This is a genomic window from Nesterenkonia ebinurensis, assembly GCF_008711175.1.
Classification (GTDB): domain Bacteria; phylum Actinomycetota; class Actinomycetes; order Actinomycetales; family Micrococcaceae; genus Nesterenkonia; species Nesterenkonia ebinurensis.
Window position 1 is genome coordinate 58,772 of the sequence record NZ_VWNF01000001.1, and the last position, 14,577, is coordinate 73,348.

Here is a 14,577-nt window from a genome sequence, read left to right on the forward strand (position 1 = left end):
TCACTTCTCAGCCGAGCTGGCTGGGCCCCTGACCTCTGGGTCCCGCGCAGACGCGTCAGCGTCTGTGCGGGTTAGATCCGGGACGTCGTTATCCGACTGCTCCGCCTGCTGGGCAAGTTTTTCTTCCGCTAGGTATCTTTCCATCTTTTCGGCATCGAGCTGCGCGCCCTTGTCCATCGCGTACCACCAGCAGGCAGCGAAGGCCAGGCCGGGCAGCACTGCTAGAGGCACGATCAGCCCTTCGGAGGTCACCAGGGCCACGGCCACGAAGCTGGCGATGATCAGGCACTGGAGCACCCAACCAGCCGGATAGCCCACCGGCCGGTGCAGGAAGGCACAGAGGGCCACACAGAGCACGGCGATCAGGCAGGCCGCGGCGAAGATCCACCAGACGAACCATTCGTTCTGGTTCAGCCCCCAGGCGGCCAGGCCGAAGAAGAACATCAGCGCGGCCTCCAAGCACAGCACAGTGGAGGCGAAGAGTGCCTTCACCGATCGTGGTGGCGGGATCTGGCCTGGCTGCCACTCACGCTGGGCGCGGGTCTGCCGGGGCATCAGGAATCATCTCCTGTGCTGTCATGGCCGGGGACCTCCGAGTCAGGGGCACCGGTATCCGGGATTCCGGTGTCGACCGCGCCGAACAGAGCCCGGGCATCGCCGACCAGGGTGATCGAACCTGTGATGAGAATTCCTGCGGTCTCGGAAAGCTCCTCGGCGTCGATCTGCTCCACCGCCCAGGCGATTGCTGCGTCCAGCTGCTCGGTGGTGTGAATCTGCTCCTCACGGAATCCGGCGTCCTGGGCCAGCTCGGCAAGCTCTTCGGCCGGGATAGCCCGCGCTGAAGTGGACTGGGTGAAGCAGACCTCGCTGACCACGTCACCGTACTGCTCGAAGAGCACCTGCATCATATGGGCGGCGTCCTTCTCCTTCAGGATCCCCACAATCAGCACCAGTTTGGAGAACCCGAAACTCTCCTGTACCGCGGTCGCGCCGGCCTCGATCCCAGCCGGGTTATGGGCGGCGTCGACAATCACCGCCGGGGCTGAGCGCAGGGTCTCCAGCCGGCCCGGTGAGGTGATGTGCTCACACGCGGTGCGGAGGTTCTCGATGTTGAGCTGACGCTCCCCTCCGCCGATGAAGGCTTCAAGGGCCGCCACTGCCTGGGCGAAGTTCTCTGCCTGGTGGGCCCCAAGCAGCGGTAGCTGCAGGTCCGGGTAACGCCCGGTCAGCCCCTGAATGGTGACCTGCTGGCCGCCGACCCCGGGCAGCCGGGACTCCACGCCGAACTCCACCCCCTGGAACCGGAAGGGCACCCCGGCAGTCTGGGCTGCTTCGAGCAGCACATCGGCGGCATCGCGCTGCTGAGCTGCCGAAACCAGGAACCCGCCTTCGGTGATGATCCCAGCCTTCTCCTGCGCGATCTCCTCCACCGTCTCCCCCAGCATGGCAGTGTGGTCCAGGCTGATCGGGCCGATGACCTGCACGGCGGAGTCGGCCACATTGGTGGCGTCCCAGGACCCGCCCAGGCCCACCTCCAGAACCATCACATCCACCGGCTCATCGGCGAAGATCGCAATCGCCAGCACAGTGAGCAGCTCGAAGAGAGTCAGCGGCTTCTCCCCGCGCTCAGCGAGCTGGGCGTCCACCAGGCCGATGCTGGGCCGGATCTCGTCCCAAATCCGTACGAAGGTCTCATCAGAGACCGGCTTGCCGTCCACGGCGATACGTTCGGTGACCTTGCCCATATGCGGGGAACTGTAGCGGCCCGCACGCAGATCGTGGGCCAGCAGTCCGGCCTCGATCATCCGAGCAGTGGAGGTCTTCCCGTTGGTACCGCCCACGTGAATCACCGGGGCGGAGCGCTGCGGGTCACCGAGCACCTCCATAGCCAGCTGCATGGGCTCAAGCCGAGGGCGCATGTCATTCTCCGGGGCGCGGGCGAGCATCTCGGCGTAGATGCTGGTCACCGAGTATTCATCGGCCTGCGGCGCGCGCTCAGGCATGGGACTCCTTCAGCGCAGTCACCGTGGCCCGTGTCTCCTCAGTGGCCTCACCCTCCACCAGGTTCAGGGTCAGGGTCAGGGTCTCGGCCTTGACCAGCTCAGAGTGAGCTTCCACTGCGGCGATCACCTCAGGGGAAGCGGTCAGTGTGGTCTCGATCCGGTCGGAGACGTTGAGCTCGGCGTCCTTCCGAGCTGCCTGCACAGTACGTACGACGTCGCGGGCGATCCCCTCTGCCACCAACTCGGGGGTCAGTGTGGTGTCCAGTACCAGGAACCCTCCCCTGGCGCCGCCAGCACTGGCCGCGTCCAGAACCGTCACGGCGGACTCTCCAGCCTCTTCGGAGACCGTAGTGGTCAGGGTGTATTCGCCTTCCTGCAGCTCCAAGCCGCCGGCGGTGACCACTCCCCCGGCCATGGACCAGTCTCCGGATTTGGCTCCTTTGATGGCGTGCTGGACCTGCTTGCCCAACCGGGGGCCGGCGGCCCGGGCGTTGACCACCAGCTGCTGGCCGATGCCGAACTGTTCAGGTGAGACGTCCGCGGCGTCGAGCAGCACCACCTGCTTGATGTTCAGTTCCTCGGCGATGATCTGCACATACGGTGATTCTGAAGCGCCGGTGCCGGCCAGCGCCTCGGCATTCGGGACCACCACGGTGAGTGTGGCCAGCGGCTGGCGGACCCGCTGCTTGGCCTGCTTGCGCAGGGCTGAGCCGGCGGAGGTGACCGTCCGGGTGAGCTCCATGAGCTCCACGGCACGCTCGTCCTTCACATAGGTGTCCGGGTCGGGCCAATCGGTCAGGTGCACGCTGCGCCCGCCGGTGAGTCCGCGCCAGATCTCCTCACTCACCAGCGGCAGCAGCGGGGCTGCTACCCGGGTGAAGGTCTCCAGCACGGTGTAGAGCACGTCATAGGAGGTGAAGTCCTCACCGTAGAACCGCGCCCGGGAGCGCCGGATGTACCAGTTGGTCAGCGTCTCGGCGAAGCCGCGCAGGGCCTCGCAGGCCCTGGATACGTTGAACTCGTCCAGTGCCTCGGTGACCTCACGGACCAGGTCCCCAGCGGCAGCCAGGATGTAGTGGTCCAGAGGGGTGAGGCGGGCGTCGTGCGCGCCTTCGGCGCTTTCTCCCTCAATCGCCACGGGAGGCCCAGAGTCCGCTCCGGTCTCCGTTCGGCTCAATCGGTCGCCGTCCTCCGTAAATACATTTCTCGCGATGTAACCGGCTCCGTTGTTCGCGGTGTTGGCGTAGAGGGCGAAGAAGTGCCAGGCGTTCCACATGGGCAGCAGCACCTGACGCACCCCCTCGCGGATTCCCTCCTCAGTGACGATCAGGTTGCCGCCGCGCAGAATGGGGCTGGCCATCAGGAACCAGCGCATGGCATCGGAGCCGTCACGGTCGAAGACCTCGTTGACGTCCGGGTAGTTCTGCAGGGACTTGGACATCTTCTGCCCGTCGGAGCCCAACACAATGCCGTGGCTGATCACATTGGAGAACGCCGGGCGGTCGAACAGGGCGGTGGCCAGGATGTGCATGGTGTAGAACCAGCCGCGGGTCTGGCCGATGTACTCCACAATGAAGTCCGCCGGGTTGTGGGTGTCGAACCAGCCGGCATTCTCGAACGGGTAGTGCACCTGGGCGAAGGGCATGGAGCCGGAGTCGAACCAGACGTCGAGCACATCCTCCACCCGGCGCATAGTGGACTGGCCGGTGGGGTCGTCCGGGTTGGGGCGGGTCAGCTGGTCGATCCAGGGCCGGTGCAGGTCCGGTTCGCCGGCCGCATTGCGCGGGTAGTCCCCGAACGCCTCCTTGAGCTCCTCCAGGGAGCCGTAGACCTCGGTGCGCGGGTACTCCGGGTTGTCCGAGGCCCACACCGGGATCGGGCTGCCCCAGTAGCGGTTGCGGCTGATCGACCAGTCGCGGGCATTCTCCAACCACTTGCCGAACTGACCGTATTTGACGTTCTCCGGAATCCAGTTGATCTCCTCGTTGATGGCCACCATCCGGTCCTTGAACTCGGTCACCGCCACGTACCAGGAGGTGACCGCCTTGTAGATCAGCGGGGTGCGGCAGCGCCAGCAGTGCGGGTAGGAGTGCACATAGGACTGCTCACGGACCAGCCGGCCGTCAGCCTTGAGCCGGTTGATGATAGCCCGGTTGGCCGCGAAGACCTGCACGCCTGCGATCTCGGCCAGCGGGGTGTCACCACTGGGGGTGGGCTCGGCGAACATCGGAAGAAACTCCGCGGCAGCGTCGACCGAGAGTATCACCGGGATGCCGGCGGCCTCGGAGGACTGCTGGTCCTCCTCACCGTAGGCGGAGGCCTGGTGGACCAAACCGGTGCCGTCAGTGGTGGTGACGTAGTCCTCGATGAGCACCCGCCAGGCGTGCTGGGTGCCCCAGACTGAAGCGTCGGTGTAGTAGTCCCAGAGCGGCCGGTACTGAAGGTTGGCCAGGTCCTTGCCCAGGTAGCGCCCGATCACGGCAGCTTGGGCTGACTCCGCGGCGGTGACGTCGTCGTGGTCGGTGAAGCCCAGATCCTTGGCGTAGGCACTCACCAGATCGGCGGCCAGCATATGCTTGCCCGGCAGCGGGCCCTCGGCGGGGGCTTCCACCACGGCGTATTCGATCTCTGCGCCGACCGCCACCGAAAAGTTGGTGGGCAGGGTCCAGGGAGTGGTGGTCCAGGCCAGCAGGTTGACCCCGGCCAGCTGGTCGCCCAGTGCTCCGCCGCCGGTGATTGGGAAGGTGACGGTCACTGAGGGGTCCTGGCGCTCCTGGTAGACCTCGTCATCCATCCGCAGCTCGTGGTTGGACAGCGGGGTTTCGTCTTTCCAGCAGTAGGGCAGCACCCGGAAGCCCTGGTAGGTCAGTCCTTTGTCATGCAGCTGTTTGAAGGCCCAGATCACCGACTCCATGAACTCCACGTTGAGGGTCTTGTAGTCGTTCTCGAAGTCCACCCAGCGGGCCTGCCGGTTGACGTAGGCCTCCCACTCCTTGGTGAACTTCAGCACGTTGGCTCGGCATGCGTCGTTGAAGTGCTCGATGCCCATGGATTCGATCTCGGCCTTGTCTGTCATGCCCAGGTCCTTCATAGCGGAGAGCTCGGCCGGCAGCCCGTGGGTGTCCCAGCCGAAGCGCCGCTCCACCTTCTTGCCGCGCATGGTCTGGTAGCGGGGTACCAGGTCCTTCACATAGCCGGTGAGCAGGTGGCCGTAGTGCGGCAGGCCATTGGCAAAGGGCGGGCCGTCGTAGAACACGAACTCCGTTCCTCTGCTTCCCGCAGAATCCTGCGGATTCTCCGGGTGCCCTGTCTGGTCTCTTACTACATCCCTGTTCGCAATTGAGGCGTGAAATGTGCCGTCAGCCTCCCAGTACTTCAGGATGCGCTCCTCGATCTCCGGGAAACGCACAGAGGTGGCTACCTTGCGCTCACTGGCGGAGGTGGCGCGCGGGTAGACGGGAGGGTTCTGCTCAGTCATGAGGACATCCTGGTGGTACTTAGGCGGGTATGGGTGTTCTTGCCGCAAGGACGCCTCGGGTGGGTCTCAGGGTCAAGCCCCGTGACTCACTGTGGCGCGGTACCACCTTGCTTGCCCAGCCGTGCTGAGCCGCTTCATGACTGCTGTGACGGGCTTACCCGTGCGGTTCTACTGAGAACTGACCGAAACCGCGACATCTGGGACCCGTGCAAATGCCTCAAGCATTTGTGCGAGCCGTGTCGGGGCCGAGGCCTGTTCCGTTCTTCCGCAAGCTCACCGGTGATGGCCGGGTCAGTGCTGCTGGGAAAAGTGTACGCGATCCGCTGAGCCCACCTCCACCCAGGTGGGACCAAGGGTTGGCGCTTAGTCTCGGCCGAATGAAGATTGAGCTGGTGCCGGAGTCTCTGGCCACCGAGGCCCTGCTGCTGGCCTGTGCCTTTGTGCTCTCCGGGGTGATCGGTCTGGAGCGGGAGCTGCGGCAGAAGTCCGCCGGTGCGCGCACCCATATCCTGGTCGGTCTGGGCTCAGCCCTGTTCACCCTGGTCTCCGCCTATGGGTTCGCCCATCTGCTCGGCGATGAGGTGATTCTGGACCCTTCCCGCATCGCGGCCCAGATTGTCTCCGGGATCGGGTTCATCGGCGCAGGTGTCATCTTCGTCAGGCAGAACATCGTCTCCGGGCTGACCACCGCCGGCTCCATCTGGGTCACTGCCGCGGTCGGCATGGCCTGCGGGGCCGGAATGCCGCTGATCGCCGCGCTGACCGTGGTCTTCTACCTGCTGGCGGTCACCCTGGTCACCTGGGTGGCCAGGAAGATCCCCAAGCACGGGCGCACTCACCGGTACGTGGTGCGTTACCAGGACGGCCGCGGGATCCTGCGCGATGTCCTCTCGGCTGCCTCAGAGCTCGGCTACGAGGCCGCCCTGAACTCCACCCGGCGTCGGGAGACCGACGACGACGGCGCCGTCGTCGATGCCCGTATGAGCTTCTCCCGCTCCCAGTACCTCTCCCCCGATGCACTTCATCAGCGGCTCAGCGAGCTGGACGGTGTGCTGGAGGTTCGCGCCGTAGAAACGGACCACGACTGAGCCGTGCCAAAGGCTACTCGGACTCGGCGAGGTGGACCTCGGAAACCTTCAGCTCCTTGGCGGCCTCCCATTCGCTGACCAGCTCCAGGGCCTGGGCCTTGGTGGCGGCCCGCAGGTCGGAGAGTGCGGACTCGATGTAGCCCAGCTGGTCCTTCGGCCCGGTCACACATGTCTTTCTGGCCAGCAGAATTCGTGCCGCCCGGCAGGATCACCACCTTAGAGTCAAGAGGGAGATCTATATCACCTCACTACTGGGAGCATGGCATGCAGTTCTACCTCGACGGCTACCGACCCGGGGACCCGCACGTACGGCCGGCCGCCGCGCACCATCAGAAACCTGATTCCCTTCCAGAACAGGTGGACATTCTGGTGGTCGGCACCGGCCCGGCGGGAAGTGTGTTGAGTGCCCAGCTCTCAGAGTTCCCGGACATCAGAACTCTTGTGGTGGAACGGCGTGAAGGTCCGCTGCAGGTGGGGCAGGCGGACGGGGTGGCGTGCCGGACCGTCGAGATGTTTCAGGCCTTTGGCCTTGCCGATCGTCTGATGCGCGAGGCGTACTGGGTCAATGAGACGGTGTTCTGGAAACCTGACGAGAACGATGCCTCCACCATTGTTCGCAGCGGCCGTGTCCAGGATGTGGCCGAGGGGCTCTCCGAATTTCCACATGTGATCGTCAACCAGGCCCGGATGCAGGAGTACCTGCTGGAGCATATGCGGAGCTCACCCACACGGCTGGAACCAGCCTACGGCCTTGAGCTTGTGGACCTCGACATTGCTGAAGAAGGGACCCATCCGGTCACCGCGACACTACGCCGTGTCTCCGGGGAGGGCTTCGCCGTTCGGGCGAAGTATGTGGTCGGATGCGATGGGGCCCGTTCGGCTGTTCGCCGCAGCATCGGCTCAAAGCTGCACGGTGATGCTCGGAATCACGCCTGGGGAGTTATGGATGTGCTGGCGGTGACGGACTTCCCTGATGTCCGGTTCAAGTCCGCCGTCCAATCCTGCTCAGGGAGCCTGCTGATCATCCCCCGTGAGGGCGGATACCTGGTCCGCTACTACGTCGATCTCGGAGACCTCGACCCCCGTGACGGCGATGCGCGGAAACAGTTCACGCAGGAGCGGGTCATCAGCCAGGCCCGGAAGATCCTCCATCCCTACACCCTGGAGGTGAAGGACGTCGCGTGGTGGAGCGTCTACGAGGTGGGCCAGCGCATCGCTGACCGGTTCGACAATCTTCCCAACGCCGGGGACCCCGCCACGCCCAGGGTTTTCATCGCCGGTGATGCCTGTCATACCCACAGTGCCAAGGCAGGGCAAGGAATGAACGTCTCGATGCAGGACGCTTTCAATCTGGGATGGAAGTTGTCCAGCGTGATTCGGGGGCAGAGTCCTCCCTCGCTTCTGAGGACATACTCCGCAGAACGCCGGGCGGTGGCCCAGAAGCTGATCGAGTTTGATCACGTGTGGTCCTCTGCCATGGCCGCTGGGGCGAAGAGTCCGCAGAACCCAGGGGGAATGGACCCTTCTCAGGTTCAGCGGATCTTCAGTGAGGGCGGGCGCTTCACTGCCGGATTCGGCACCCAGTACAATCCATCGATGATTACCGCCGAGGGTACCTATCAGCACCTGGCAGAAGGCTTTCCGATTGGTGAACGATTCCATTCAGCCCCCGTGATACGCCTTGCCGATGCCAAACCGCTGGGATTGGGCCACGTGGCCGAGGCCGACGGCCGGTGGCGCCTCTACCTCTTCGCTGACAACGCCCACCCGCAAGACACAGGCTCTCGGCTCTCAGCCCTGTGCGACTTCCTGTCCCAATCCTCCGCTTCTCCGGTGCTGCGTCACACCCCTGCCGGGACTGACCCGGACTCCGTCTTCGACATCCGGGCAGTCATGCAGCAGGGTCACCGAGAACTCACGGTCTGCGAACTCCCGGAGCTGCTGATGCCCAGAAAAGGGCCTTTCGGTCTGGTCGACTACGAGAAAGTCTTCACCCCGGACCTGAAGAATGGTCCGCATATCTATGAGGAGCGGAGCGTGCACCGGGGCAGCGGCTGCATCGTCGTCGTCCGTCCTGACCAGTACATCGCTCATGTTCTGCCATTGGACGCACATGGGGAGCTTGCGGAGTACTTTCACCGCGTCATGTTTCCGCAGAATACGTGATCAAAGGGCCCCGGATTCGAAATCGGCCAAATCGGCTTCCAGCTGAGCCTTCGCTCGGAACACCCGCGGCACCAGCCCGCTTTCGAAAACCGGGCCGAAACGTGCCCGCGGCATAGCTACGGTCAAACCCCCGACAACGGTGGAGGACCCATCGCGCAGGGCCACACCCAGCGCGCTGACTCCCTGTTCGGTGCCCTCGAAGTTCGCAGCGAAGCCTTGCCGGCGGACCATCGCGAGCTCCGAGATCAGTTCCTGGTGCTGCTCGGGGTTGTATTCGACGCCGCGATTCTCGGCTTCGCACCGGTATAGCGCCTCCACCTGGGGATCCGGCATCGCCGCCAGGATCGCTTTACCGGCAGAGGCCTGCCTGGCCGGCATCACGGCTCCCCGCCGGTCACCGACACCCAACGGCCGCATCCCTTCGACCGTGGTCAGGAAACGGACTTCTGTACCCACCCTGACCAATAGATTGACCGCTTCATCGACCTCCTCGGCCAGTTTGTCCAGATGCGGCTGAGCTCGCCGTCTGAGCTCAGCAGTCCATGGCACGCCCACCGGCTCAGTGCCCAACGCCGGACCTGGAACATAGCGCCTCGAGGCGTCCTGCTCCGCAAAACCGCGGTAGACCAGCATGGCCATCAGCCGATGGACAGTCGAGGGTGAAACGGCGAGCTCCTGAGCGGCTTCGCTGATATGGACCGCACCGAAGTCCCGCAGCATCTCCAGCAGGACAAGCACGTTGTCCACGGCTTCGATGGGATAGGCGGGAGGTCTTCGGTAGGTTCTGCTGTTCACCACCGGCAAATTCTACCGCTACCGCGATCTCTACATGTGACCCGAGCAACATCTGCACCTAGGCGGCGGCCAGCGTACTCTGAGGTTATGGCGAATTCTCGAAGCGGCGACTCCGTGCTCGGACGGGCAATGCGCCTCCTTGAATCCCTGCAACAGCACACTGGCCTCACCCCCTCCCAGATGTCAGACTATGCAGAGCTGCCCCGCACGACTGGATACCGGCTGATCGCTGAGATGACGGACCTGGGCCTGCTGCAGCGCTCCAGCACCGACCGGATCGAACCGGGCCACCGGCTGTGGGAGATCGCCCAGCGCTCGCGGTTGAGCCGCACATTGCGGCAGACAGCGCTGCCCTTCATGCAGGATGTCAATTCCGTGGTCCGCCACACAACACAGCTCGCCGTGCTCACCGATGCCGGAGTGCTGATCGTCGAGCGTCTTTCCGGGCACGGCGCGGTGGTTAACCCCGCCGAAGTAGCCGGAACGATGCCCACCCACCTGACATCGATGGGCCACGTCCTGCTGGCCTTCAGCCCCAAGCACCAAGTCGAAGAGTGGATATCCGAGCACAGAAGACTCGTGGAGGACCAGCGCCCCGCACTGCCCACCGAGCTGGTCGAGACCCGCGTCCGCGGCTACGCCCGGATTTCAGGAGAGATCAACCCGGAGACCACCGGCCTCTCCGTGCCGGTACTGGACAGCCACGGCCACGCAGAGGCATCGCTGACCGTGGTGGTCCCCCGCGAATCGGAGAAGATTCCTCAGTTCCTGATGGCGCTGCAGACCGCTAGCCACGGGATCTCACGAGGCCTGCGGAACGATGCCGCCACCTGATCCGCCACCTGGCTGCTGCAAGACAACCGTTGAATGGTGCTCATGTAGCGCCGGACACAGTTTTGTCGCCACACTGGAAGCCAGCAGCATCCGAGCCCCAAGGAGACGAGCATTCATGACTGCACCTGACACGAATCCGGACGCTGCCACAGCGACTCAGGACCAGATCAGTGCGGAGATACGAGAAATCCATCGGTCCTACGAGCAGCGCAGGGCAGAAGGCGGTCCCGAAGAGACCAGCGCGCGGATGCATTTCCCGCCGTATCGCTCGTCTTTGCTGCGCAGCCCCACCAAATCACTGCATCACGCCGATCCCGAAGAAATCGAGTTGCACGCTCCCGCCTTCGGCGAACGCGATGTCCACCCCCTAGAGGCGGACCTCACCATCCAACACGGTGGTGAGCCCATCGGCGAGCGCATGGTCGTCACAGGCCGGGTTATCGATGGGGACGGACGGCCGGTGCGCCACCAGCTGGTCGAGCTGTGGCAGGCGAACGCAGCTGGACGCTACGTGCATAAGCGCGACCAGCACCCTGCACCCCTGGATCCAAACTTCACCGGAATCGGACGCACGATCACCAACGCCCAGGGGGAGTACAGTTTCACGACTATCAAGCCTGCGCCGTATCCCTGGAAGAATCATTTCAACGCCTGGCGTCCTGCCCATATTCACTTCTCCCTATTTGGCACCGACTTTACCCAGCGACTCGTCACTCAAATGTACTTCCCCGGCGATCCTCTTTTTGATCTTGATCCGATTTATCAATCTATCACTGACCAGAAGGCTCGTGACCGATTGGTAGCCACTTATGATCACTCTGTTTCCGAGCACGAGTGGAATACCGGCTACCGGTGGAACATCGTACTGTCAGGGAGCAACCGGACCTGGTTTGAGTCCGATGCCGCTGCTGAGGAGGAGCACTAAAATGACCACGTCGCCCACATCTGCACAGCATGAACAACTGCCCCAGACACCGTCTCAGACCGTTGGGCCCTTCTACGGCTACGCACTGCCCTACAAGGATGGAGAGAAGCTGGTAGATCCCGCCCATCCAGACGCCGTTCGCCTCCACGGAACCGTCTACGACGGCGCAGGTGCCGCTGTCCCAGACTCGCTGCTGGAGATCTGGCAACCTGATTCCTCAGGCAAGATTTCCTCGGAACATGGTTCACTGCTGCGCGACGGGCATACCTTTGCCGGGTGGGGACGCACCTCTGTAGACAACTCCGGACAATACTGGTTCAACACTGTAAATCCCGGACCTACAGCGCCCGGGAAAGCCCCTTTTATCTTGTTGACTGTCTTCGCTCGCGGACTCATGGACCGGCTGTTCACCAGGATCTACCTTCCTGATGACGCCGAAGCCCTGACCTCGGACTCACTGTTGAGCTCCTTGCCTGAGGATCGCCGCCAGACCCTCATTGCAGAGCGGGAGCCCAGTGGGAATCTGCGTTTCGACGTGCATCTCCAGGGAACCCAGGAGACCGTGTTTCTGCAGTACCCACGGACGCCCCAGTTCACAGGCCGGGATGACTGAACGTGGCAGGATAGGTCTATGACAGGGCAGTACGGACTTCTCTCCCCACTCTGGGCAGGTACCGCAGCAGCTGCTGATACCTCAGACGAGGCCGTCCTCCTGGCTCTTCTTCAGGTGGAAGCCGCATGGGCTGAAACCCTGGCGGTTGCAGGGGCCGTCCCAGAAAGCTCAGCTGCAGCGATCCGCACCCTCTGGCGACGCCAACAGGAATCGAGCACAGCCCCATTTGACGCTCAGGTGTTAGCTGCTGCTGCACCCGGGGGCGGGAATCCAGTGATCCCGCTGGTGAAGCTGATGCGCCAGACCCTAGCCTCCGAGGGCTGCTCAGACAGTGCGCTGCACAGGGGTGCCACAAGCCAGGACATCCTGGATACCGCTCTCCGGCTGGTCATCGGCCAGGTCAGCAAGGACATCAGCCGGCACGCCGTCCGGATCTGCGATGCCCTGGCTGCTCTGGCTGATGACCACCGCCACACCCTGTGTGTCGCTCGCTCACTGACCCAGCACGCCCTGCCGACAACATTCGGTCTTCGCGCTGCCGGTTGGTTGGACGGAGTCCAGCAGGCAATCGGTGCGCTGCACACTAGCCTCGACAGCATGCCCCTTCAGTGGGGCGGTGCGGTGGGCACACGGGCGGCGCTGGTCGATTGGCAGGGTTCTGAAGACGCCCATCAGCTCATTCTGGACCTCGCCACTCGCCTGGGACTGCCAGCCGGGCGCCCCTGGCACTCGCAGCGACAGCCTGCCCTCAGAGTGGCCTCCTCATTAGCCGGAGTCCTGGCAGCTCTGGGAAAGCTGGCCGGAGACGTGCTGCTGCTCCAGCGTCCCGAGATCGGTGAACTGCGTGAATCGGCAGCACCTGGCCGCGGCGGCTCCTCAGCGATGCCCCACAAACAGAACCCCGTGCAGTCAGTGCTTATTCGATCTGCCGCAAACGCGGCACCGAACCTCCTTGCCACCATGTATGCCGCAGCTTCATCGGCACAAGATGAGCGCCCGGATGGGGCCTGGCATGCCGAGTGGCCAGCACTCGCGGAGCTGCTGCGATTGGCTGCGGGCGCTTCGCAAAGAGCTGCAGACCTCGTCTCTGGGTTGGAAACATTTCCGGAGCAGATGCAGAAGAACCTGCAGTCAGCAGGCGATGTGCTCCTCAGTGAGCGTCTCGCCCTGCGACTGGGTCCGTTGCTTCCTGGAGGATCTAAGGCCCTGCAGACTGCGGTAGAGCAGTCAGTGTCCAGCGACCTGCCACTGCGCGAAATCTTGGCCGATCTCCTACGCTCAGCGGAGCCCACTGGAGAACGCGAAGAAGCCCTCGAGGAACTTGATGGCCTCTTGGACCCTGCAGGCTACCTCGGCCACGCCGAGGACCTCACCGACTCGGTGCTGGCCGACTACCAGCAGAATCGGAGCGCATGGAATGAATGACCATACTCCCGCCCCGCAGGCCAGAGCCCCAGAGCTCACCGCACAGTTGCTGAGCAGGGGCGGAAACCCCCAGGACCGGACTGATCGCCCAGTACTCGTGGTGGGGCCATCACTCGGAACCTCAGTCACCGCCCTGTGGGAACCGACGATCAAGTACCTGGACGACACCTTCACCGTCGTCGGCTGGGACCTTCCTGGACACGGCAATCAGGCACCTGCACAGGCGTCATACACCATCGAGCAACTCGCTGACTCAGTGGAAGTAATGACCAGCAGATTGGTCCAGACAGCTGACTGGAGTCCGCAGAACCGGATATACGCCGCAGGCGTCTCGCTGTCCGGAGTGGTGATGCTGGCGCTGGCTCTCCGGGCGAACACACGGTTCGAGGCACTTGCGATGCTATGCTCCTCGGCACGTATCGGCACTGCTGGCTCCTGGAATGAACGTGCGAACCTGGTAGCTCAGGTTGGCACACCCACCATGGTCGAGGGTTCAGCCGCCCGATGGTTTGCCCCTGGCTTCATCAAGACTCACCCGGAGATCGCGACAAGCCTCCTGCACAGCCTCCAGCACACTGAACGACATTCCTACGCATATGCCTGTCGCGCCTTGGCTGAGGCGGACTACTCCGACAACCTCAGTGACATAAGCCGCCCATTGTTGGCGATTGCGGGAGATCAGGACACTGTGTGCCCGCCCAGTGACGCAGAGTTCATATCTGGGCGCTCCATCAATACTGAAGTGGCTGTCCTTCCCGGTGTCGGCCACCTCGCCCCGGCCGAGGCGCCTGAGCTTACCGCTGACCTCATTAAGGAGCATTTCAATGCCTGACTCGATCCCTTCTGCCAACGAGCCTGAGGACCGCACTTATCAAGAAGGCATGCGCGTTCGAAGAGAAGTGCTCTCGGACGCGCATGTTGACCGTGCCCAGAGGAAGAAGGACGAATTCACACGGGACTTCCAAGAGCTGATCACACGCTACGCTTGGGGCACAATATGGACGCGTCCGGGCCTGCCGCGAACGACCCGCTCCGCGATCACACTGACAGCCATGATCGCTGGCGGGTACTGGGAGGAGCTTGAGATGCATGTCCGCGCTGCAGTACGAAACGGCATGACTGCTGCAGAGATCAAAGAAGTCTTCCTGCAATCGGCAATCTACTGCTCAGTTCCCGCAGCCAACGTGGCTTTCGGCATCGGCCAACGGGTACTCGCTGAGGAGCTCGGCGAGGGGTCCTCGGCATAGCCC

General features: G+C 63.5%; 13 protein-coding genes. 8 read left to right on the forward strand and 5 right to left on the reverse strand.

What is annotated here, in order from left to right:
* From F0311_RS00310 to ileS, 3 genes are read right to left on the reverse strand one after another with little or no spacing between them, the layout of a single operon-like run.
* Positions 1-555 carry a DUF4233 domain-containing protein gene (locus F0311_RS00310; protein ID WP_150459976.1) on the reverse strand — a complete coding sequence of 185 codons (555 nt, stop codon included), beginning with the start codon at positions 553-555 and terminating at the stop codon, positions 1-3.
* Positions 555-2,003, reverse strand: coding sequence for a bifunctional folylpolyglutamate synthase/dihydrofolate synthase (locus F0311_RS00315; protein WP_150459977.1), 1,449 nt, complete (start codon positions 2,001-2,003; stop codon positions 555-557). Before F0311_RS00315 ends, F0311_RS00310 begins: the two co-directional genes overlap by 1 nt.
* Positions 1,996-5,481 carry an isoleucine--tRNA ligase gene (ileS, locus tag F0311_RS00320; protein WP_150459978.1) on the reverse strand — a complete coding sequence of 1,162 codons (3,486 nt, stop codon included), beginning with the start codon at positions 5,479-5,481 and terminating at the stop codon, positions 1,996-1,998. Before ileS ends, F0311_RS00315 begins: the two co-directional genes overlap by 8 nt.
* 377 nt (positions 5,482-5,858) lie before the next feature.
* Here ileS and F0311_RS00325 point away from each other — a divergent pair, with 377 nt between their 5' ends.
* Positions 5,859-6,569, forward strand: a complete 711-nt coding sequence (locus F0311_RS00325) for an MgtC/SapB family protein (protein WP_150459979.1) — start codon at positions 5,859-5,861, stop codon at positions 6,567-6,569.
* Positions 6,570-6,582: 13 nt separating this feature from the next.
* Here F0311_RS00325 and F0311_RS17860 read toward each other — a convergent pair whose 3' ends face one another.
* The gene (locus F0311_RS17860; RefSeq protein ID WP_191089660.1) at positions 6,583-6,735 is read right to left on the reverse strand and encodes a hypothetical protein; all 153 of its coding nucleotides are present in this window, start codon (positions 6,733-6,735) and stop codon (positions 6,583-6,585) included.
* Between the two features lie 98 nt (positions 6,736-6,833).
* Between F0311_RS17860 and F0311_RS00330 the strand changes: the two genes are divergently transcribed.
* A complete protein-coding gene (locus F0311_RS00330) occupies positions 6,834-8,735 on the forward strand; it encodes an FAD-binding monooxygenase (protein WP_150459980.1) in 1,902 nt (633 codons plus the stop codon).
* Here F0311_RS00330 and F0311_RS00335 read toward each other — a convergent pair whose 3' ends face one another.
* Positions 8,736-9,533 (reverse strand): IclR family transcriptional regulator, encoded by a 798-nt coding sequence (locus tag F0311_RS00335; protein ID WP_223881030.1) that lies wholly within the window; start codon positions 9,531-9,533, stop codon positions 8,736-8,738.
* Between the two features lie 84 nt (positions 9,534-9,617).
* On the opposite strand from F0311_RS00335, the gene F0311_RS00340 reads away from it, so the two are divergent.
* The 6 genes from F0311_RS00340 (at position 9,618) to pcaC (ending at position 14,574) form a co-directional block, all read left to right on the forward strand.
* Positions 9,618-10,364 (forward strand): IclR family transcriptional regulator, encoded by a 747-nt coding sequence (locus F0311_RS00340; protein ID WP_223881031.1) that lies wholly within the window; start codon positions 9,618-9,620, stop codon positions 10,362-10,364.
* 115 nt (positions 10,365-10,479) lie between these two features.
* Entirely contained in the window at positions 10,480-11,289 is an 810-nt protein-coding gene (gene pcaH, locus F0311_RS00345) for a protocatechuate 3,4-dioxygenase subunit beta (RefSeq protein ID WP_150459981.1), read from the forward strand.
* A gap of 1 nt (position 11,290) precedes the next feature.
* Positions 11,291-11,902 carry a protocatechuate 3,4-dioxygenase subunit alpha gene (pcaG, locus tag F0311_RS00350; protein ID WP_150459982.1) on the forward strand — a complete coding sequence of 204 codons (612 nt, stop codon included), beginning with the start codon at positions 11,291-11,293 and terminating at the stop codon, positions 11,900-11,902.
* An 18-nt stretch (positions 11,903-11,920) separates the two neighbouring features.
* Positions 11,921-13,327, forward strand: a complete 1,407-nt coding sequence (locus tag F0311_RS00355) for a lyase family protein (RefSeq protein ID WP_150459983.1) — start codon at positions 11,921-11,923, stop codon at positions 13,325-13,327.
* Positions 13,320-14,159 (forward strand): alpha/beta fold hydrolase, encoded by an 840-nt coding sequence (locus F0311_RS00360; protein ID WP_191089661.1) that lies wholly within the window; start codon positions 13,320-13,322, stop codon positions 14,157-14,159. Before F0311_RS00355 ends, F0311_RS00360 begins: the two co-directional genes overlap by 8 nt.
* Complete coding sequence (gene pcaC / locus F0311_RS00365) at positions 14,152-14,574, forward strand: 4-carboxymuconolactone decarboxylase (protein ID WP_150459985.1); 423 nt, start codon at positions 14,152-14,154, stop codon at positions 14,572-14,574. The genes F0311_RS00360 and pcaC overlap by 8 nt, the downstream gene beginning before the upstream one ends.
* Positions 14,575-14,577 lie beyond the last annotated feature (3 nt).

What these genes read in the sequence shown, in the direction of transcription:
- F0311_RS00310 (WP_150459976.1), bottom strand. Translation starts at nt 555, where the DNA reads ATGCCCCGGCAGACCCGCGCCCAGCGTGAGTGGCAGCCAGGCCAGATC.
- F0311_RS00315 (WP_150459977.1), bottom strand. Translation starts at nt 2,003, where the DNA reads ATGCCTGAGCGCGCGCCGCAGGCCGATGAATACTCGGTGACCAGCATC.
- ileS (WP_150459978.1), bottom strand. Translation starts at nt 5,481, where the DNA reads ATGACTGAGCAGAACCCTCCCGTCTACCCGCGCGCCACCTCCGCCAGT.
- F0311_RS00325 (WP_150459979.1), top strand. Translation starts at nt 5,859, where the DNA reads ATGAAGATTGAGCTGGTGCCGGAGTCTCTGGCCACCGAGGCCCTGCTG.
- F0311_RS00330 (WP_150459980.1), top strand. Translation starts at nt 6,834, where the DNA reads ATGCAGTTCTACCTCGACGGCTACCGACCCGGGGACCCGCACGTACGG.
- F0311_RS00340 (WP_223881031.1), top strand. Translation starts at nt 9,618, where the DNA reads ATGGCGAATTCTCGAAGCGGCGACTCCGTGCTCGGACGGGCAATGCGC.
- pcaH (WP_150459981.1), top strand. Translation starts at nt 10,480, where the DNA reads ATGACTGCACCTGACACGAATCCGGACGCTGCCACAGCGACTCAGGAC.
- pcaG (WP_150459982.1), top strand. Translation starts at nt 11,291, where the DNA reads ATGACCACGTCGCCCACATCTGCACAGCATGAACAACTGCCCCAGACA.
- F0311_RS00355 (WP_150459983.1), top strand. Translation starts at nt 11,921, where the DNA reads ATGACAGGGCAGTACGGACTTCTCTCCCCACTCTGGGCAGGTACCGCA.
- F0311_RS00360 (WP_191089661.1), top strand. Translation starts at nt 13,320, where the DNA reads ATGAATGACCATACTCCCGCCCCGCAGGCCAGAGCCCCAGAGCTCACC.
- pcaC (WP_150459985.1), top strand. Translation starts at nt 14,152, where the DNA reads ATGCCTGACTCGATCCCTTCTGCCAACGAGCCTGAGGACCGCACTTAT.